17 protein-coding genes and 1 tRNA gene are annotated in these 18630 nt (G+C 56.1%); 6 read left to right on the top strand and 12 right to left on the bottom strand.

From position 1 onward, the window contains the following. The 3 genes from VI895_14385 to VI895_14375 all read right to left on the bottom strand — a co-directional run. On the bottom strand, positions 1–2280 hold a 2280-nt coding region (locus VI895_14385; GenBank protein ID HLG20987.1), incomplete at its 3' end, for a two-component regulator propeller domain-containing protein. A 27-nt stretch (positions 2281–2307) separates the two neighbouring features. After that, positions 2308–2886, bottom strand: a complete 579-nt coding sequence (locus VI895_14380; protein ID HLG20986.1) for a hypothetical protein — start codon at positions 2884–2886, stop codon at positions 2308–2310. Between the two features lie 296 nt (positions 2887–3182). Beyond that, on the bottom strand, positions 3183–4022 hold the full coding sequence (locus VI895_14375; GenBank protein ID HLG20985.1) for a class I SAM-dependent methyltransferase: 840 nt from the start codon (positions 4020–4022) through the stop codon (positions 3183–3185). Between the two features lie 130 nt (positions 4023–4152). Between VI895_14375 and VI895_14370 the strand changes: the two genes are divergently transcribed. Beyond that, positions 4153–5571: a M20/M25/M40 family metallo-hydrolase gene (locus tag VI895_14370; protein ID HLG20984.1), complete on the top strand. Its 1419-nt coding sequence runs from the start codon at positions 4153–4155 to the stop codon at positions 5569–5571. Positions 5572–5598: 27 nt separating this feature from the next. Here the strand turns inward: VI895_14370 and VI895_14365 are convergent. Further along, a tRNA-Arg gene (locus tag VI895_14365) sits at positions 5599–5672 on the bottom strand. A 201-nt stretch (positions 5673–5873) separates the two neighbouring features. After that, positions 5874–7148 carry a YhjD/YihY/BrkB family envelope integrity protein gene (locus VI895_14360; protein HLG20983.1) on the bottom strand — a complete coding sequence of 425 codons (1275 nt, stop codon included), beginning with the start codon at positions 7146–7148 and terminating at the stop codon, positions 5874–5876. A gap of 20 nt (positions 7149–7168) precedes the next feature. On the opposite strand from VI895_14360, the gene def reads away from it, so the two are divergent. Genes def through VI895_14335 form a run of 5 tightly spaced genes read left to right on the top strand, consistent with a single transcriptional unit; the run spans position 7169 to position 11304 of the window. Next, positions 7169–7717, top strand: coding sequence for a peptide deformylase (def, locus tag VI895_14355; GenBank protein HLG20982.1), 549 nt, complete (start codon positions 7169–7171; stop codon positions 7715–7717). 44 nt (positions 7718–7761) lie between these two features. After that, the gene (fmt, locus tag VI895_14350; GenBank protein ID HLG20981.1) at positions 7762–8694 is read left to right on the top strand and encodes a methionyl-tRNA formyltransferase; all 933 of its coding nucleotides are present in this window, start codon (positions 7762–7764) and stop codon (positions 8692–8694) included. Continuing rightward, a complete protein-coding gene (locus VI895_14345) occupies positions 8685–9662 on the top strand; it encodes a PASTA domain-containing protein (GenBank protein ID HLG20980.1) in 978 nt (325 codons plus the stop codon). The genes fmt and VI895_14345 overlap by 10 nt, the downstream gene beginning before the upstream one ends. After that, complete coding sequence (gene rpe, locus VI895_14340) at positions 9662–10327, top strand: ribulose-phosphate 3-epimerase (protein HLG20979.1); 666 nt, start codon at positions 9662–9664, stop codon at positions 10325–10327. The genes VI895_14345 and rpe overlap by 1 nt, the downstream gene beginning before the upstream one ends. After that, positions 10324–11304 carry a hypothetical protein gene (locus tag VI895_14335; protein ID HLG20978.1) on the top strand — a complete coding sequence of 327 codons (981 nt, stop codon included), beginning with the start codon at positions 10324–10326 and terminating at the stop codon, positions 11302–11304. Before rpe ends, VI895_14335 begins: the two co-directional genes overlap by 4 nt. Here the strand turns inward: VI895_14335 and VI895_14330 are convergent. The 7 genes from VI895_14330 to VI895_14300 form a co-directional block, all read right to left on the bottom strand. Further along, positions 11301–12371 (bottom strand): hypothetical protein, encoded by a 1071-nt coding sequence (locus VI895_14330; GenBank protein HLG20977.1) that lies wholly within the window; start codon positions 12369–12371, stop codon positions 11301–11303. The genes VI895_14335 and VI895_14330 overlap by 4 nt on opposite strands. Positions 12372–12409: 38 nt before the next feature. After that, the gene (locus VI895_14325; GenBank protein HLG20976.1) at positions 12410–13792 is read right to left on the bottom strand and encodes a hypothetical protein; all 1383 of its coding nucleotides are present in this window, start codon (positions 13790–13792) and stop codon (positions 12410–12412) included. 2 nt (positions 13793–13794) lie between these two features. Then, the gene (locus VI895_14320; protein ID HLG20975.1) at positions 13795–15162 is read right to left on the bottom strand and encodes a sigma-54 dependent transcriptional regulator; all 1368 of its coding nucleotides are present in this window, start codon (positions 15160–15162) and stop codon (positions 13795–13797) included. A 9-nt stretch (positions 15163–15171) separates the two neighbouring features. Further along, positions 15172–16614 carry an ATP-binding protein gene (locus VI895_14315; GenBank protein ID HLG20974.1) on the bottom strand — a complete coding sequence of 481 codons (1443 nt, stop codon included), beginning with the start codon at positions 16612–16614 and terminating at the stop codon, positions 15172–15174. Next, complete coding sequence (locus VI895_14310; GenBank protein ID HLG20973.1) at positions 16611–16982, bottom strand: YraN family protein; 372 nt, start codon at positions 16980–16982, stop codon at positions 16611–16613. Before VI895_14310 ends, VI895_14315 begins: the two co-directional genes overlap by 4 nt. Next, positions 16966–17628, bottom strand: coding sequence for a ribonuclease HII (locus VI895_14305; GenBank protein HLG20972.1), 663 nt, complete (start codon positions 17626–17628; stop codon positions 16966–16968). Before VI895_14305 ends, VI895_14310 begins: the two co-directional genes overlap by 17 nt. Further along, on the bottom strand, positions 17606–18630 hold a 1025-nt coding region (locus tag VI895_14300), incomplete at its 5' end, for an amino acid--tRNA ligase-related protein (GenBank protein ID HLG20971.1). The genes VI895_14305 and VI895_14300, both read right to left, overlap by 23 nt.

The raw sequence follows: 18630 nt of genomic DNA, 5'->3' as shown, positions 1-18630 counted from the left end.
CTGAAGACCGATGGACGTGGCGAGCCAGACCCGGCCTTGGCCGTCCACAACCATGGTGTTTGCGTAGAACGTATCTAGAATCGGGGAGCCGAGGGCAAACGATGCAATCTGAATTGTCCCTCCCTCCACCTGCGTGAGCCGGCTTAACCCTTCCGGAGTTCGCACCCAGATCTCTCCGTCGGCCCCTTTTGCCAACGCCAAAATTTCGTTGCCCAGTAAACCGTTGGCCGTGGTGTAGGTCGTAAATTGCGGTTCTCCGGTTGAGGAGAGCGTGAAATGGACGACGCCTTGGCTGTAAGTCCCGACCCACACGTCGTCGCCAGTGCCGATTGCGAGGCTAGTGACGGAGTTCTCGGGCAATCCGTTGGATGTCGTATACGTCTGGACGACCGGTTGGCCGGCCGCGTCGATCGAGACACGGGCCAGACCGTCGAAAATCCTTCCGACCCAAAGATCCCCGTCGGGGCCGACCGCTAAGCTTAAGATCCATTTGTGAAGTGTGGTGTTCCCTTGGGAGGGGAGAGAGATTGGGTTAATTTGAGCGTTCCCTGCGCTGTCGAGCGTCAAAAGGTACAGCCCTTCCATCGCACCCAACCAAATATCGTTCTGTTTTCCGATGCCGACAGTCCAGATCCGCACTTGGTTCAGCGTAGGATGCGTGACGGAGTTGAAGTTTTTGAAAGTGACCCCTCCTTCGGGCGAGAACGTAACCTGGCTCAATCCATCTCCGGTCCCCGCCCACAGACGGCCCTGCGAATCTGAGGCTAACGTTGTCACATAGTTGTTCACCAAGCCGTCGGGATGAACGTAGTTCTTAAACTGCGGCTCCTGCGCGGCCGTGAACGAAAGGGAACTTAAGCCCGCCTGCGTGCCGAGATAGACTCTTCCGGCCCCCTGATCGTACGCCACCGCCTGGACGGAATCGTTGAAGAGCGGATAAGTCTGGCTCGTATAAGACGTGAGTACCGGATCTATAGATTCTCCGCACACAACATGCGTCAGGCCTTGACTCGTCCCCACCCACAGATCGCTCGACCCGCCGGAAGCTAGAGATCGAATGAAGTTGTTGTTGAGGCCGCCGCCGGTGGAAGAGACCGAGAAGACTCTAAATGTAGGTGTTCCGGCCGAATCGGTTTGTACGCGAACCAGCCCCGCGTACGTTCCGACCCAAATATGGTCGTCTGTAACAGCGACAATGCTGGACGTGGATCCGACCTCGCCGTAAGTGTACGAAAGATAATTGCTGATTTGATAGATTCTCTTTTGGATCCCGAGTTCCGACGAGCTGAGATGCACAAGGTAGCCGAATAGACTGATCCAGACATTTCCGTTGGGGGCGACCGAAATACCGCTGACGTAGGAAAAGGAAATTCCGAAATCGCTATAAACATTAAAGATCTCAAATTGCGGATTCCCGTCCGCGGCGATCGACATCCGCACGATATTTTGGCTCATTGCGATCCAGACAGCGCCGGTCGGCTCCACGGCCAGACCGATGATCCGCACGGCCGGAAGCGCCCCAAAATTCGTGTAATTGCTGAATATGACCTCACCATTTTCTCCGTACGTCAGATGGCTCAATCCATTGACTGTCCCGATCCAAACATCTCCGATCAGGCCGGGAGCGAGGCTTAAGACGATATCGTTCACCAGGCCTTGCGCCTGTGTGTAAACCTTAAATGTGTCCGGTTCTTCCTCCGACGTACAAGCCGTCACATCGGCTACGTAGATTCCCGCTTCCCCTTCCCCGGCCATGTACACTTTGCCGGCCGAAACGGCCACCTCGTTCACGGACGACGGGAACGGGCGGTACCATCTCATGACCGTTTCGGGAATCGAATTGATCCCCGGACCTCCAGGAGCGTACGCCTCCCCTTCCCCCCATAGATCCACCGTGTCGCAAGGTTCGGCGTTTTCAAGCACGCCACGGAACGATCCATCGACCGGATTCACCGGAAAACAAACGGGATTCTGATCCTGGGAGGTCTCCAGAACCGCGCAAACTTCAGTGACACCGCTTGCGGTGGCTCCAGGCAAACCGACGACAAGGGCGTTTGGAACTCCCGGAGCCACGCTCTGGAGATAGACGAGATCTCCGTTGAGCACCGGCGCCGGCTGGCCCACATCCGTTTCCCCTGGACGGGATTGGGTGAGATCCGTTTGGGTTGCCTCGGGATTGCTTTCGGAAACTGGAGCATCTTTCTTGAACTTGCAACCCGCAAGAGCAAGAGAGGTGCATAGGAGAACAACTGAAACAAATCTTTCGGTCAGAGGCTTCATATTGTTCTCGTGGCGCACGTCGGTTCCCTAATTTAACGTACTGATTGACGCGGGACCGTTCCCAACGGAGACGGTTACGGTAGCGGTCGCGAAGAGCTTATCCTGATCTATGACCCGCACGATGAATACGTAATCTCCAATCAACGTGTAGGCCTCAAACGTGGCATATGGATCGTGCGGCGAACCGGAATTTCCAAAATAATAATAGTCTCCATTTTTGCCAGGACAATTCCCTAGATACGGCCAGGGACAGATGATCGTCCATTCATACGTCAACTCGGATACTTGTCCATCTGGGTCCCAACTCCCCGAAGCATCCAGAATGACCAATCCACCCGGATTGACGAAAGTGGGGTCGGCTTCGACGTTAGCAATTGGAGCGTATGGCGACGATCCTCCTCCTCCCTCGGGGGCTTTGCGACGAGCGTCAAACGGGCTTGTTTCATCCGATGAGGGATCCCCCGAACGTTGGCCACTCTTCGTCAAATCTTCCTGTTGAGTTCCGCAAGCAGAAAGAATAACAACCGAGGAAAGAAGAAGGGTCCATCCAACGCGTGTATTCAAGAGTCGCACTTTAGAACCTCCCTGAAAGAATACCCGACCCACGTGCAACTCCTATTCCATATATTTATTGATTCAAATATGATTAATTCACAGTAGTTATGTTTTGAAAATGGATAAATGTTAATTTATTTCTACTTAAGTTCCGTACAAAACGACAACGGAAGTGTCAGGAGTTCTTTTTTTTACCCGAACATTTGCTACGCCTTCGGCGAAAAAAAGCTTGCCGAATCCTATACGGATGCTGACGCAGATCATGAATTCTAGACGGTGAGCGCCAAGGGAGCTTTATCCAGTTCAAGCGAAATCGATCTTCGATATGTTCCCGACGTCGATAGAATTTACAGTATCTGTGTGAGTAAAGCGTACGCTTGGTTGGAGGGGAACAGGTTAGCGTGGGCGATTTGATATCCCGCATCCGACGCAAGCTGCCGGAATTCCTTTGGCGTGAAACAATGCGTAAACCCGGAACCGTGGGTAAAGACATCTCCGTCGGCCGCTCTGGACGGTGCGCCGAAGGTTGTAAGAATTCGTCGCATGGGAGGGCGCATCCGGTCGATAAAGCCGGCGGGAATGTCGGGGATTGACGTGAAGCCCACGAGGAGTGGAGCGGTCGGGTATAGTTTTCGAAGCGCGCACAACAAATTTCGGCGCTGGGTGATATCCGTTACATGCGAAAAACTTCCCCACCCAAGAATCATTCCATCGAACGTGGCGTTTCGAATGAGCGGAGTAAGTAAATTCTCCGCCCCCGAAAAAGCCGCCAGAAGATCACGATACGAAGCCTGGGCAAAACGGACGCGCGAAAGACTCGCGGCCAGCCGACGCGAACCCTCGGCGAATGAGGGCGACGGTTCAAAGGCCGTAACCTCGTATCCGAGCTTACGGAGCTCCGCGACCTCGCGTCCTCCACCGCAGCCGCCAACTAAAATGTGCCCTTTCTGAGGAAAGGGGGGAGAGGTGATCGCAAGTCGTTCCCAGGGGAAAAGGCCGCCTTCGAATGTTTCGCCGCCCGAGAGAAATGTCGAATGAACTTCATACGATTGAAAAGTGATCTGCTCCCGTTGCTCCGGAACCGTCCACGCCCACAGAATTTCGTCGCGCACGAGCGACCAGAGTCGAATGAAGTGGAACAGGCATCGATCAAAGAAGGCGTACGCCCGGATGAATCGCGGCGACATGGATCGCCAGCGTGCCACGGACGGAGAACGAAGGCTATCTGTGGGGGAAGACAAAACTTCTTGATGTGGTCGATCGCTCCACCCCTTGTAATTTGAGAAAGGCCTATCTTTAGTGATAGGTTCCGCCGCTATGAAACAGATACGGACCTCCATTGTTTTCGGAATCGTTCTTGGGTTTTGGGCTTGCATGTCGGCTGCCGCTTCAGAAACGGCGGTGGACTACGGAAAATCCGCGGACTCCGTACGCGAACTTCTCCGCCAACTCGTAGAAGCGGACACGAGTAATCCGCCCGGAAATGAAGAACGGGCGGCGGCCATCGGCGCAAAGCGTCTCAAGGACGCCGGTGTCTCGGCGGACATCACCGAATTCGCGGCCGGTCGAAAGAATTTAGTGGCCCGCCTGAAGGGAACCGGAGACCGAAAGCCTCTTCTGCTCTTGGCGCATATCGACGTCGTGGGAGCGAAAGGCCAATCCTGGTCGACCGATCCCCACAAAATGATCGAACGGGAAGGGTTTTTGATCGGCCGCGGCGTATCGGATGATCTCGGTATGGCCGCCGTTGAAATGGAAGTCTTTCTTTTGCTCAAACGTGCGAACGTTACCCTCGATCGCGACGTCATTTTGGCCTGGACGGGGGATGAAGAATCCGGAGGTCAGGGGATTCTGTATCTCTTGAAGCATAAGCCGGAATCCATCTCGGCGGGGCTCGTTTTGAACGAAGGGGGAGAAATCAGCCTCGACGATAAAGGAAAAGTGAATTTGGTGAATATTCAGGCGGCGGAGAAAACGTACCAGGACTTCGAGTTGATCGCGAAAGGTCCGACCGGGCATTCGTCGGTTCCTCTTAAAGAGAATGCGATCTACCGACTGACGCGGGCGCTCGAACGGTTCAGCCATTTTCGGGAACCGGCGCGACTGATTCCGGTGACGCGGGAATATTACCGGGCGCGCGCTGCGAGCGAACCTCCCCGTGTCGCGGCAGCGATGAAAACGGTGAGCGAAGCGAAAGGTTCACTACCGGCCGGAGCGCTCAAGGTGTTGGAGGAGGATCCGATTCATGCGGCAAACTTACGGACGACGTGCGTGGCGACGGTCATTCAAGGAGGCACGCGGGTGAACGCGCTTCCTTCCGAAGCTCGGGCCAATATCAATTGCCGGATCCTGCCTGATGAATCCGTGGAAGACATTCGGAAACAGCTGGTGAAAGTGATTGCGGACTCGGCCATCGAAGTGAAAGCCCTGGAAGATTTCAGCCGCGCGGAAGCGTCGCCGGTGCAGGGGGAAGGGATTGATGCGATTAAGAAAACGGCGGGAGAAATGTGGCCCGGAGTACCGGTGCTCGTGTCTCTTTCGCGCGGGGCCACCGACTCCCGCTTCTTACGCGCGGCCGGAATTCCCGCCTACGGAATCGACCCGATCGCATTGACGGAAGCGGACGGTCGCCGGGCGCACGGAATTGACGAGAGAATTCCGGTTTCGAGCCTTCGTCCCGCGATTGAATTCTTTCATCGATTGGTTTTGAATCTGGCGCAAAAGCGGGCCTCCTAACTAACGTCATTCCGCCAGGGGCAGAAGCGCGCCATGACGGATTCGAACCGCCGACCCTCGGATCCGAAGTCCGATGCTCTATCCAGCTGAGCTAATGGCGCGTAAGGCACGGACCGCATCTCTTTCCGCAGTTCTTCGTTGGTCGCGTACGGGCAGTCCTCACATACCTTGCTAGGTATGCTCCGGTCTGTCCGTGCGCACCCGCCTCGATCTGCGAAAAGATCTACGGTCCTCTGTCATGCAAATGCGCTCCCAATCGGAAGACCGATTTAGGTGCGTTTACGCGGGGCAATATGATGGAACTAACTGGCTTTGGCAAACTCCAGGAGCGACTTCTTGTATCCGGATTCTTGCCGCTCCGGCAGGCCGAGGTGATTTCGAAAGACGGCGACGATTTCGCCGACGGTTAGAATTTCCACCGGTTGAACCGGGACATAACCCGAGCGCTCTTCGTCCTCTACCCAGGCTAAGATGTTGGACTGGCGGAGAAGCTCGAGGTGATCGTTCAGGACCGAGGTCGTCAGCGACAAATCTTTGGAAAGCATGTCGATGTTCACGGGACCGTCCCCTTTGGCAAAGCGCTTGACGAGGGCCCGGATAACTTGCAGACCCCAATCTTCATGTATCGGCGTGGAAAACGCCATATGCCGACGTTCCGTCGCTTCCCGGTGAAGCAAGGAGAGATTCTGAATCGTAAATGAAAGCTCCACGCCGAACAGAATGATGATCCAGCTGAAGTAGATCCAAAGCAGAAAAACAGGGAACAGACCCAGAGAGCCGTAAATTTTGCTCACGGGAATGACCTTCATGACATACAGATTGAATCCCCACTTGGCGGTTTCGAATAGGATGGCGGACGTCAGCGCGCCGATCATGGCCGGCTTCCATTTCACGGTAACGTTCGGAAGAAACTTGTACGAGAGGAGGAGCGGAATCGCCGTGAGGAGAAATGGCGCTCCGACAAAAAGGGTTTTCATCGTTCCCGGAATGTCGGCGTATTGATGAAAAAGTTTGAATTCCTGAAAGCGGCTCGACAAATACAAAGACGCGGCGAAAAAAGTGGGTACGACAATGAGCAACGTGCAAAGAATTTGAAATCGGGCGACGAAGCTTCGATGCGTCGGCACCTTCCAGATGGCGTCGAACGATTTCTCGACGGTCTTGAAGAGCGAATATGTGGTGAACATCAAACCGGCGGCACCCACCGTTCCGATGGTGCGGGTGTGAAGATTCGCCACAAACTGATCAATATACACCGACACGCCCTGCGCCGCTTCGGCCACGAAATTGTCCAAAATCCATTCCTGGATTTTGTCGCTGAACGTATCGAGTTTTCCCGCCATTTTAAAATAGAGCACAAAGAGAGCCGTAACGGGGACCAAAGATAGAATCGTCGTGTAGGCCAGGGAGGAGGCCCGCTGAAGGCATTGGTCCGCGCGCAGTGAAGATCCTACATGCATGCCCAGCCGCATCAGATAGACCAACGGGTGTTTCCATCGGCGGCGATCCGTAACCGGTTCAAAGACAAGTTCAATAACTTGCCGGCGCAGACGGCCGAGGGTTCCTTGGAGCGTCATTTGGCGCTATTATATCCAGAATGGCGATTCGGCGAATTCTTACGTATCCGGACCCATTGTTGCACCGGATTTCAGAACCGGTGACCAAATTTGATCTCGAGCTTTCGAACCTGGTCAACGACATGGTGGAAACCATGCGGCATGCACCGGGAATCGGTTTGGCGGCCCCGCAAGTCGGGGAGTTGCTTCGCGTAATTGTCGTGGAAATCCCTCCGGATCGGGAAGAGGAGGGCAAGGTGTCGCAGCTTTACGCTGTCTGCAACCCGGTGATTTCAAAGCGAGCCGGTAACGCGAAGATTGAAGAGGGGTGTCTGAGTGTGCCCGGCTTTTACGTCGAAGTGGATCGAGCGGCGGAAGTCACGATCGAAGGGCAAAATCCGGACGGCACGCCCTTTCGTTACGATTCCGACGGTCTGACGGCCATCTGTTTTCAGCACGAGATCGACCATCTCGATGGAAAACTTCTCATCAATTACGTCAGCAGCACGAAACGCGCCCTCTATCGCGATGAACTGAAGCGCCGTCAGAAGACCGACGGGACGGTCGAAGATCGCAGACCAGCACTGTAGGCCGTGCGACACACTTTTTGAGCGACCTGTTATAGTTCCGATTTGTGACGGGCAAGATCGTATTTTTCGGCACGCCGGCGCTGGCTGCCGCTTCCCTTGACTCTTTGGTCAAAAGCGGGCGGATCGTTTCGCTCGTTGTCACGCAACCCGATCGTCCGTCGGGCCGAGGACGCTCGGTGGCCCCGTCGGCGGTCAAAGATCTTGTCCAACGTATCGGGCTCCCTTTGGTCCAACCGGCGAAAATGAAGGATCCGGCGTTCTTGGAGACGTTGCGCTCTACAGGCGCCCGAACCTTTGTTGTGGCCGCGTACGGCCGGATTCTACCCAAACAGCTCCTCGAGATTCCCGAGCTGACCCTCAATATTCACGCGTCGATTTTGCCTCGCTGGCGGGGCGCCGCACCGATCCAGCGCGCGATCATGGCCGGAGACGAGAAAACGGGCATATCCGTTATGCGTTTGGTCGAAGAACTGGATGCCGGGGACGTGATGCTCGTGCGAGAAACTCCGATCGATCCGAACGAAACGGCCGGCGATGTCGAAGGGCGGCTCGCCAAAATGGGGGCCGATACTCTGCTCGAGGCGTTAGATCTATTGGATCAAGGGAAGGCCGAGTTTATTCCGCAGGACTCATCGGGCGTCACGCTCGCGCCGCCGATTGAAACGTCGGAGGCGAAAATCGATTGGAATCAGTCGGTGCGGGATGTTCACAATCGTGTCCGAGCGCTCAATCCCAAGCCGGGCGCATTTACGGCCGATCCGAAGCGGCGGATCAAGATTCTGCGCACGAGGATAAACGCCGACGTTCGAGCAGCCGCCCCCGTTGGCTCTCCGCAGGTACAGAGCCACCGATTATTCGTTCGTTGTAACGACGGCTGGATCGAGGTACTCGAGCTTCTGCGCGAAGGAAAATCTCCCCAAAAAGTCGCGGAATTTTTAAACGGATATCGTGTCTCCCCCGAAATGAGATGGTCGTAGGCGACACACAAAGACGGTGGCCGGCGTGGGTCGGGTACATCGGGCTCTTTTTAGCGGTCTTTGTCCTATCCGTTACATGGACGATCCATTTCCTCGTACGAAGCAAAGAAGAAGTGCGCGTTCCAAACCTGATTGGAAAGACCTTGAGCGAAGCCAAACATCTTTTGGCTCAGGAGCAAATTTCTCTGGAAGTACTGGGTCTTCACTACAGCGATCAGATCGCCGGCGGCAGCGTCCTTCAGCAGAACGTGCCGCCGAACGAGCAGGTTCGCGCCGGCCGAACGGTGGGGGTTTACGTATCGCAGGGCCCGCGGACGCGAAATGCCCCGCGGGTCATCGGCCTTTCGATCGACGCGGCGACGGCCATACTTCGCTCGGCCGGTCTTCAGGCGGTTACATCAGCTTTCGCTTGTTCCGAATCGTTCCCCTTCGGAAACATCGTCGCTCAGGATCCCGCTCCCGGTTCGGCCATGATCCAAAACGAGGTTTATGTACTGTCGTCCAGTGGGCCGTGCAACAGTCGGTTCATCATGGCGAATTTAGCGGGGAGTACATTGGACGCCGCCTTGCGCGCCTTGGACCGGGCCGGCTTGGCGGTTCGATCGTTTCGCTACGACGAGCGAGAGGATCTGCCGGAACGCACGGTTTCCGGTGTGGAGCCTCAGCCCGGCGCCGTGGTGCGCCTGTTCGATCCGATCGTCCTTTCCGTGTCGGCCGCGCCTAAGTCCCGACCGGCCGCAACGGAGGAACCGCGTTCGCGGATTGTCTACTTGCCGATCGAATCTCCGCCCGGATTGACCCGGCATGAGGCCCAATTGCAGCTCGAACGCGGGGACGCGATTTCCAGCTATACGTTTGACTTCCTTTTGGGCCCTGGCGAGAATCCCGGTTTCGTCGTCTGGATGCCGGACGGAGCGGAAGCGGTTTGGATACTTGACGGCCAAGAATCATGGCGGAAAACATTTTGATGCACGTTATTGCCCCATCGATTTTGTCGGCTGATTTCGCGCGCTTGCGGGATGAAATTCAGGCCGTGGAGGCGGCCGGCGCGGATTGGATTCATGTCGACGTGATGGACGGGCGGTTCGTTCCCAACCTCACGATCGGCCCGCCGGTCATTCGAAGAATTCGCGCCGTGACAAAGCTCCCTCTGGACGTTCATCTCATGATCGAGGAACCCGAACGGACCATTCAGGAGTACCGGGATTCGGGCGCCGATTGGATTTCGGTGCATGCCGAAGCGACCCGGCATCTTCAGCGGACACTCGCCCAGATCAAGGAATCGGGGGCCAAGCCGTCGGTCGCACTCAATCCGGCTACGCCGCTTTACGTGCTCGATCATGTCTGGGACGACGTCGAGATGGTTCTGCTCATGACCGTAAATCCCGGTTTCGGCGGGCAGAAATTCATCCCTGAAATGATGCAAAAAGTGCGGAACTTGAGAAAGAAGTCGGAACGGTTGGCTCCCGACCTCCGAATCGAAGTGGACGGCGGCGTGGGTCTCGAGAACATTGCGGCGCTCTCGGAGGCGGGGGCAACCATTTTTGTCGCCGGTTCGGCGATATTCGATTCCAAGAACTACGCGGAGACGATCAAGCGTATGAAAGAGGCGCTTCGGAGCGCGAAGAGTTGAACCAATCGCCTCTTGCGGAAGTGATCCGCGACAAACGGATCAATTCAATTTTGGAGGCCATTCGGCAGGCGGTTCGCTCTCAGCAGCCATTCACTCTCGGGCCGAAAGACATCGATTACATTCGCCGCCGGTTCTCGGAAGGCATCGCCTTGGGCGAGCGTATGTTGAACGAGTTCGCTCGCAACCTGCTCGAAATTCTGGTTCCGGGGCGGGCGGTCGACGTGACGTTCATCGTTTGGGGACGCTGCCCGCAGGCCGAGCACGACGAAATTGTGCGTTCCGAAGTGGACTTTCTTCCTCGCTTGGATGAGTTGAAGACGTCGACCGACTCTGAGCGGGCTTTTCAGTATCGTCCACGCTGCCGCAAGTGTGGGTCCTTTACCACCGTCAGCGCTTCGTTTCTTCGGTACACGCCGAAACCTTCCTCCGACAATGTTGTCGTGTTTCTTCAGACCCGAATTAAATCGACTTCGAACCTTTCGTACAAAGTCGCCGATCTGGCCTTCGACATCGATTACATGTTCAGACGCGACAAAATCCACAACGAGTTCAGTCAGGTGATCACCGACATGTACGGGATCAAGATCGTCCTGACGCGGGACGATCTGATCAAGCCGACGGCGGAGCGCATCACCACTCTGCCCGGAACCACGGTGGTCGAAATCAACGACTACACGGGAGCCCGCCGAAAAAAGAGCGGTTTTGAGGCGTACAAGCTGGTCACCAAACGGGACCAGCACCTGTTCGAAATCCAACTTCAATCCAAGAAAATGTACGATAACGAGAACAACTCTCTCTCGGCCAGCCATCACACCTATCGGGAACGGCAGATGGCGGAACGGCGTCAGCTGGGGAAGGAATATATCGACGTCTATAAAGCGCTGACCAAAATCCTCACCCAACCGAAGGACAATTTCTGTGACATTACCTACATAGAACTGGGGTACGGCGGCAAAGGTTCCGACGACGAGTTTTAAAACGTTCCGCGAAGGCCGCCGTAATAGAGTGACCGGCCGAAATTTTCTTCCTGGCTGGAGATCGCGTTGGAATAACGCGTGTATTTCGTCTCGATCGCGAGCCAGGGAAGTGGATGGTATGTGAGTTTCACTATGAGTGAGTTGAAGTTCTCGTCGTCCTGCCCCGTCTGAAGAAATCGCTGGCCTTCCTCCGTGAAAGCAAAGACAGACGGGAATTTCTTGAATTGCAGCGTTCCCAAGACGTGGAAAACAAAAAGTGCGGGGGATTCGCCGGCGTCCAACGCGCTTTCCGGAAGATCTCGCTCCCATAAAGGGACGGAGAACAGGAGCGAGACCCGGTGATTGGTAAACGAGAATTGTTCGTCGGAGGAGTTGGAGTCTTGATAGGAATAGCGAAGGGAAAAGAATAACGAACTTGAATATTGGCCATAGGCCGAAACGTCGTTTTCTTTGTCCTCACGGGGGCTCGCCGAAAATTGCTGGGCGCTGTAGAGATAATCGCTGCCCAAGCTCCAGGAACTTCCGAACGACTTTTTGATGCCGATCCCGCCCCGTTCCCGGTAGAAACTGTACGTTTCGATCGCACGGAAATCGTAGTAATTAAAGTCACCGAACGGTTCGATCACGAAGGCACGGGGAAGTGAAAAGCGGAAGGAAACCCGGTCGAGCGTGGAGAGCGAGTCCTCGTTGATGTCGACACCCGCGGGATCGAGGCTGTTGTCTTCGTTCTGGTACTTGAAGTCGGGCGTGAGAAGAAACGAGAAATAAGCATTGGGGCGGTAGGTGAACGGAAATTCGACGAGCTGGATGAAAAGATCCTGCTCGCTCCGATCGACGAATTTCTTGCCTCCGCCCTGGTAGGACCAACCGATTCGGGTTTCATCGTTCAATCGTATGGCTCCGTCGCTTTTAAAAAGAATCCGCGTCAGGAAATCGTCGTCTCCGGTGCCGAAAACGCGGAATACGTTGGTGTCGTATTCGAGGCCGGCTTGGAGGGAATTCTGGATGGAAATCCTGGCCGGTGATGGGCGCTCGGAAACGGCCTCTTCCGCTCTGGCCGACGACACCAGAATCAAAAGAAAAAGAACGAAGTGCTTGGCGGATATTAGCGCGCGGGGAGGCGCCGTTCGAGAACTCGGGTCCGTTCGCGAAGCAGGTTCAGCATCTGACGTGTCGTCGCAAGTCTTTGTGCCAGCCATCGAAGCTGATCTCGGCTCGAGCCCTCGTAATTGGCCCTTTCGCCACTTGTACGCGCTGCTTCGGGAATCGGCAAACCAAACTCGCTCGCCAACTGAGCCAGCGGGTCTCGCTCACGCGACTCCGGCAGAGAAGGTCGCAAATTGTCTCCGGCCGCGGTGTCCAAACGGGCGCTGTTTTGTATCTGGAGCGACCCGTTCAAAGATTCCTCCGGCCCTTTTTCGGTCGCCGTGCCGAAAAATTCCCCTTTTGTTACGGGAGCTGAGAGGTTGGTTGCGTCCACTCCCTTGTCGGGCGACCCGGAGGCAGCGCTATCGGATGCGGGTGCGTCCATCTTCGGAGCCGTCGTAGAACTGTCTACACTCTCCGCAGGGCTGGATGGGCTCGTTGGAGCCGTCGGCTCGGTATTCTTGGACCCGGTCGATGACGAAGAATCGGTACCGGGCGTCGGAGCCGACGACGTCACCGGTTCTTTGGTGCCCGCGGTCTCTTCCTTTTTCCCTGCCACCGTTACGCCGGCCTTGGAAAGGTCGGTCACCGTGGATCCCTTATCTTTGCGCGTCACACCGCCTCGCACGAAACCCTGCTCATCGAAAAAGGCCTCTTCGTCCATGAAATGGCCGAGTTCTTTGCGGACGAAATTCTGTCTTCGCATTTCGGAAATTTCCGTTTCAATCAGAGCGACCTCCCGTTGGAGACGCCGGTCGAAATCGCGCATGGCATCGAGCCGGTCCCGAATCTCGTCCGGGGCAGGTTTTTCAAGCAGTCCGGATGTTGTGGGAGGCAGTTGGTCCGCACCCGCACCGAGTGACAGGCGCATTTTTTCAGCCGTCAGCGTTTCCAATTCCAAAGCGGCTTGCCGTCGACGGTCCCACGATTCGGATTTGGCGTTGGCGATTTGGAACGACCGATCGATGCGTGTGTCGAGCCGCGCGGACAACTCCTGCTGTGCTTTTTTTAACGCGGCGATAGTATCGTTTTTCGCCGACGTCAACTGTTGAAGTTGAAGGGAGAGTTGCTGCGCTTTCTGGAGGAGCGACTGCAGGCGATATTCCTGAACGAAACTCCGATTCTGCGGTTTCTTGGTTTTGATTCGCTGAATTTTTTCCGAAAGCGGATCCAGTTCCGCCGAAATTCCTCGGAGGTCTTGATCCTGCTTCGCCAGCTTTTCGACGAGTACAATCCTCTGCTGGCGGGCTTCCGTCAGCGAGGGATCGGCCGAGGCGACGTGGACGAAGCAGAAAAGTCCCGCCGCCGCCACCGCAAGCTGTCTATAGGGTCGTTTGGTCATCCCTATTCCTCTTTCCCGGCGTAAATTCCGTACTTTTCCAGCTTGTAATAAAGCGCGCTCGTCTTAATGCCAAGAAGTTGTGCGGTCCGAGTTTTTACACCGCCGGTTTCTTGGTAGGCTTTTAGAATCAGTTCGCGCTCCAATTGCTCCAATGCGTCGTTCAAACTGACCCCCCCGGGATTAACTTCTAAGTCTACATGATCATTGGTTTTTTTCAACCCGTCTGGGAGATCGTCTACGTGGATCACATCGTGGCGGGCCATCACCACCGTCCGTTCCAAGAGATTCTCTAATTCCCGAATATTTCCGGGCCATTGGTAGGCCTGGAGCCGAACCATCGCCTCCGGGCTGATCTGTACCCTTCTCCCCGCCTTTCGGTTCCATTTCTTAAGAAAGTGCTCCACCAAAAGCGGAATGTCGGCTCTTCGCTCCCGCAAAGGGGGGAGTTGAATCGGCACGATATGCAGCCGGTAATAGAGATCCTCGCGAAACTGCCCCTGCCGGATTCTTTCCAGAAGGTTCTTGTTGGTCGCACTAAGAATTCGGACATCGACTTTGAGTGTCCGCGTCCCTCCCACACGCTCAAAACATCGGTCCTGAAGAACTCGCAAGAGTTTGAGCTGAACGCCGGGAGGAACCTCTCCGACTTCATCCAGGAAAAGCGTTCCGCCGTCGGCCAGCTCAAACCGCCCCGGCTTTCGTTGGATCGCACCGGTAAACGCTCCTCGCTCATGCCCGAACAGCTCGCTTTCCAAAACGCCTTCGGCCAGCGCGGAACAGTCCACTTTCACGAACGGCTTTCGTGCTCGTTTGCTCTGTTCATGAATTTCCCGGGCCACCAATTCCTTCCCCGTGCCGCTTTCTCCGGTGATGAGCACCGAAGAATCGGTCGGCGCGACCCTGAGGATCTGATCCCGAATGTTTTGGAGAAGCCGGGATTCCCCGATCATCGAGTCTGGAAATACGTGGCGGGACTCGTCCCGAAGGAACAGATTTTCCGCTTTCATTTTGGCGATATCGAGCGCCTGGGTCACTTTCACCCGGAGAAGATCGGGTGGAAACGGCTTCGTGATGAAGTCGAAGGCCCCCAGCTTCATCGCCTCCACGGCCGTTTCGATGGTTCCAAACGCGGTGATCACCATGACCACGGCCTCCGGGGAGAGCTCTTTGATTTTTCGCAATACCGCCATCCCGTCCATGTCTTCCATCTTCAGGTCGGTGATGACGAAATCGGGAGCGTATTGATCGAAGAGAGTCAGCCCTTCCCGTCCGCCCCGAGCCGGTTTAGCGTCGTGGCCGGTGCGGGCGAGGATTTGGACGATCCCGTCTCTCATGGTTTCGTTGTCTTCGATGACGAGAATCTGCGCCATGAATCTCCGTTACGCCTGCGGCAAAAGAATCGTCACCGTGGCCCCGGCTCCGGGATTCGATTCGAAGCGGATCTCCCCGCCGTGGGCGTTTACAATTTTTCGGGCGAAGGATAATCCCAGGCCCGAACCCCTTTCTTTGGTCGTAAAAAACGGATCAAAAATTTTGTCGATGTGTTCGGCTGCGACGCCGACGCCGGTGTCGGTAACGACGAACTCAGCGTGTCCCGCATTTTGGACGCCGGCGCGAATCTGGATTTTTCCGCCTCCCGGCATCGCCTGCACCGAGTTCCGAACCAGGTTCAGAAAGACCCGCCGCATTTGATCGGGATCAAAGCTCAGCTCGCGAGTTCCGTTCAAATCCACGTCGAATCCGATGTTTTTCGCCTCCAGTTCCTTTTGGAACGCCAGCTTAATGTCCTGGAGGAACGAGGGGAGCTGGACCTGGGCCGGCTGCAGCGAGGGGCCGCGGGCGAAATCGAGAAACTCGTCCACCAGACTGTTGAGCGTCCGAACTTCTTGCTGGATTTTCGCCACCGCTTGGCGGGCCTCCGGCTCCGTCACTTCCTCTTCCAACATTCCGGCGAAGAGCTCGATTCCGCCCAGTGGGTTTCGCACTTCGTGAGCGATTCCGCGCAACATCACCTGAAGCTCCCGGTCTCTCGCCACGATGTTCTTGCGCATTTCATCCAGAACAAAGCCCAGGAAGCCGATTTCGTTTTGGGCGTGAATTTCGATCGGTTCGTCCAGATGCCCTTCGCCCATTCGCTGCGCCCGAGACACCAAGAGTGCAACGGGTGTCACGATTTTTCGGGAGATGATCATGCTGACCAGGACGATGGCCCCGACGCACGTCAGAATGAAGTAGGCCAATTGGCGACCCAGAAGATGCAGATTCTTGAAGAACGTCGCGCTGCCGTCCACGCCGACCAGTGCCAACACTTGCCCTTCGTCGATCACCGGAGCGAACGCGCTTTTGTAAAATTCGCCGTTCGTTCCTTGAAAGAGTACCGAGGCCGTGGCCATGCCTTTGGTCGCTTGATCGAGCTCACTCACGTGCAGTCGGTTTTGTTGATAGAGCGTGCCGAGGGGAATCGAAGCGTCGGTGTCGAGCAAGCTCTCGTTCTTCGCATTGAAGAGATAGATCTTAGCGATCTTGTTTTCGTCGCGAACCCGTTCAAACCGTTTGAGGAGTCCCTCGTAGGTCAAGTTCTCTTTGTCGCGCAATTCGAGCGCGGCTACTTGATACCCGCGCACATGGGAGGCCGCGGACATCGCGATGGACGCCAGCCTCTGTCCCATCTCGTCGTCCAGACTTCGTTTCGCCCAATAGTAAAAGAAGACCCCGGAGGCCAAGAGAATCAAGAGGATAGGGGTGAGGTAATAGGTGAGAAGGACGTTGCGGATTTTTTGCCCGTATCGAAGCGCCGCCCATCGTCTCTTCCCCGGCTTCATAGGAAAGCATCTTGAATCACGTCCTCGAAGTGGTCAACCCGCAGTCCGCCTTCGTTTTCGGTGATGGAAACGAGGTCGAATCGGGCGTTTTTCTCTTCCGAAAATGCCGAAAGATAGGCTTCCCCCAAGAGAAGAAGTTTGTTTCGCTTCCGGGAGTCCAGATGCTCCACCGGCGAGAAATCGGCGGAATATTTTCCCGCCTTGACCTCGACAAACACAATGGTTTTGTTCCACTCGGTAATGAGATCGATCTCGCCCAAGGGGGTCCGATAATTTCGTTCCAGAATCCGGTGGCCTTTCTTTCTGAGGTAGTTCGCGGCCTCCTTTTCGGCCCGCCGGCCGAATTCTTGCCTAGGATCCCGAGGCATGGAGCGGGTTTCCCTTGGAGATAAATGTCCGCCGGTGGATGGCGCTGAGGCCGAACGTTTCGAGCGCCCGAAGATGTGTGACCGTGCCGTATCCTTTGTGTTCGTCGAAGCCGTAGGAGGGGAATCGCCGATGCCACTCGGCCATGATCCGGTCGCGCGTGACCTTCGCCAGGATCGAAGCGGCTCCGATGGAGATCACGCGGTCGTCTCCGCGCACGATCAACTTTTGAGGGATGGACGTCGGCACGGGGACATTGCCGTCGATGAGGCAGAGGGTGGGCCGTGGATCGAGCTGATCGATCGCTTTTCGCATCGCTTCGAGCGACGCGCGAAGAATGTTGATCCGGTCGATCTCGTCGGCTTCCACGATCCCGACGGCGAAAGCGATCGCCGCCTCCTGAATCAAGGGAACCATTTCCTCGCGCGCTTCCGGGGACATTTTTTTGGAATCCCGCACACGGCCCTCAAGATGTTTCGCGTTGAGCGGCAGAATTACCGCCGCCGCAACGACGGGACCGGCCAAAGCGCCGCGGCCGACTTCGTCCACCCCTGCGACCTGCACGAATCCGTCCCTTTTCAGTTGTTGTTCGAAAGCGAACGGCGCTTCGTCCGCGCCGAAAAGATCATTTGTTCGGTTTGGCGACACGGAGCGAAAGCTCCCGCAATTGATCGGGTGAAACATCGCTCGGCGCGTCGGTCATCAGATCGAGCGCGCTCTGCGTCTTCGGAAACGCGATGACATCTCGAATGGCGTCCGTGCCCGCTAAAATCATGGCGATCCGGTCGATCCCCAGGGCGATTCCGCCGTGCGGCGGCGTGCCGTACTCCAGGGCCTCCAAGAAAAAGCCGAACTTTTGGGCCGCCTCTTCCCTCGGGATTCCGAGGCGGTCGAACAGGAGCTGCTGGATCTCCGGCTGATGAATTCGGATCGATCCGCCGCCGATCTCATAGCCGTTGAGAACCAGGTCGTACGCGCGGGCGCGCACTTGATCGAGTTTCTTTCCTTCTTTCAAGAGCGACAAATCGTCCGGATGGGGACTCGTAAACGGGTGATGTTTCGAAACATATCGCTGCGCATCCGGGTCGTATTCGAAGAGGGGAAATTCGTCGACCCAGAGAAAGGCGAATTTCGACGTAGGGGGAATCTCCAACTTTTCCGCACAGTGAAGTCGCAGGGAATTAAGCGCCGCGCGTGCGATGGCGGTCTGATCGGCGATCAAGAGCGCCAGATCGCCTGACTGCATACCGAGCGCTTTTGCGGCCGACGAAAGCTCGTCTCCATTCAAGAATTTGTCGGCGGAGGAAGAGAGCTTGCCCTCGGCCGAACGAATCCAAATCAGCCCCTTCGCTCCGAACCCCTTTGCCTTTTCCACGAGTTGATCGATCTGACTGCGCGACAGCCGGTTGCCTCCGGTCAGCGAAAAACCGCGGACCTCGCCGCCGCCGACCAGGGCGTCGCGAAAGACACGGAATTTCGAATCTTTGAAGAGCGGCGAAAGATCCCGCATCTCGATCGGCCATCGGAGGTCGGGTTTATCGCTGGCGTAGCGGTCCATCGCTTCGGCGTACGACATGTGCGGAAACGGCGTGGGGATCTTCAGGCCCAGAACCTTTTGGAGAAGGTCGGAGAAGAGCTCTTCCATCAACT

The sequence above is a fragment of the Bdellovibrionota bacterium genome (assembly GCA_035292885.1).
GTDB lineage: Bacteria > Bdellovibrionota_G > JALEGL01 > JALEGL01 > DATDPG01 > DATDPG01.
Note: the sequence above shows the minus strand (reverse complement) of the source record. Positions and strands in the feature narration are given on the sequence as shown.

What these genes read in the sequence shown, in the direction of transcription:
- VI895_14375 (HLG20985.1), bottom strand. Translation starts at nt 4,022, where the DNA reads ATGTCGCCGCGATTCATCCGGGCGTACGCCTTCTTTGATCGATGCCTG.
- rpe (HLG20979.1), top strand. Translation starts at nt 9,662, where the DNA reads ATGCACGTTATTGCCCCATCGATTTTGTCGGCTGATTTCGCGCGCTTG.
- VI895_14320 (HLG20975.1), bottom strand. Translation starts at nt 15,162, where the DNA reads ATGGCGCAGATTCTCGTCATCGAAGACAACGAAACCATGAGAGACGGG.
- VI895_14325 (HLG20976.1), bottom strand. Translation starts at nt 13,792, where the DNA reads ATGACCAAACGACCCTATAGACAGCTTGCGGTGGCGGCGGCGGGACTT.
- VI895_14345 (HLG20980.1), top strand. Translation starts at nt 8,685, where the DNA reads ATGGTCGTAGGCGACACACAAAGACGGTGGCCGGCGTGGGTCGGGTAC.
- VI895_14315 (HLG20974.1), bottom strand. Translation starts at nt 16,614, where the DNA reads ATGAAGCCGGGGAAGAGACGATGGGCGGCGCTTCGATACGGGCAAAAA.
- VI895_14360 (HLG20983.1), bottom strand. Translation starts at nt 7,148, where the DNA reads ATGACGCTCCAAGGAACCCTCGGCCGTCTGCGCCGGCAAGTTATTGAA.
- VI895_14310 (HLG20973.1), bottom strand. Translation starts at nt 16,982, where the DNA reads ATGCCTCGGGATCCTAGGCAAGAATTCGGCCGGCGGGCCGAAAAGGAG.
- def (HLG20982.1), top strand. Translation starts at nt 7,169, where the DNA reads ATGGCGATTCGGCGAATTCTTACGTATCCGGACCCATTGTTGCACCGG.
- VI895_14370 (HLG20984.1), top strand. Translation starts at nt 4,153, where the DNA reads ATGAAACAGATACGGACCTCCATTGTTTTCGGAATCGTTCTTGGGTTT.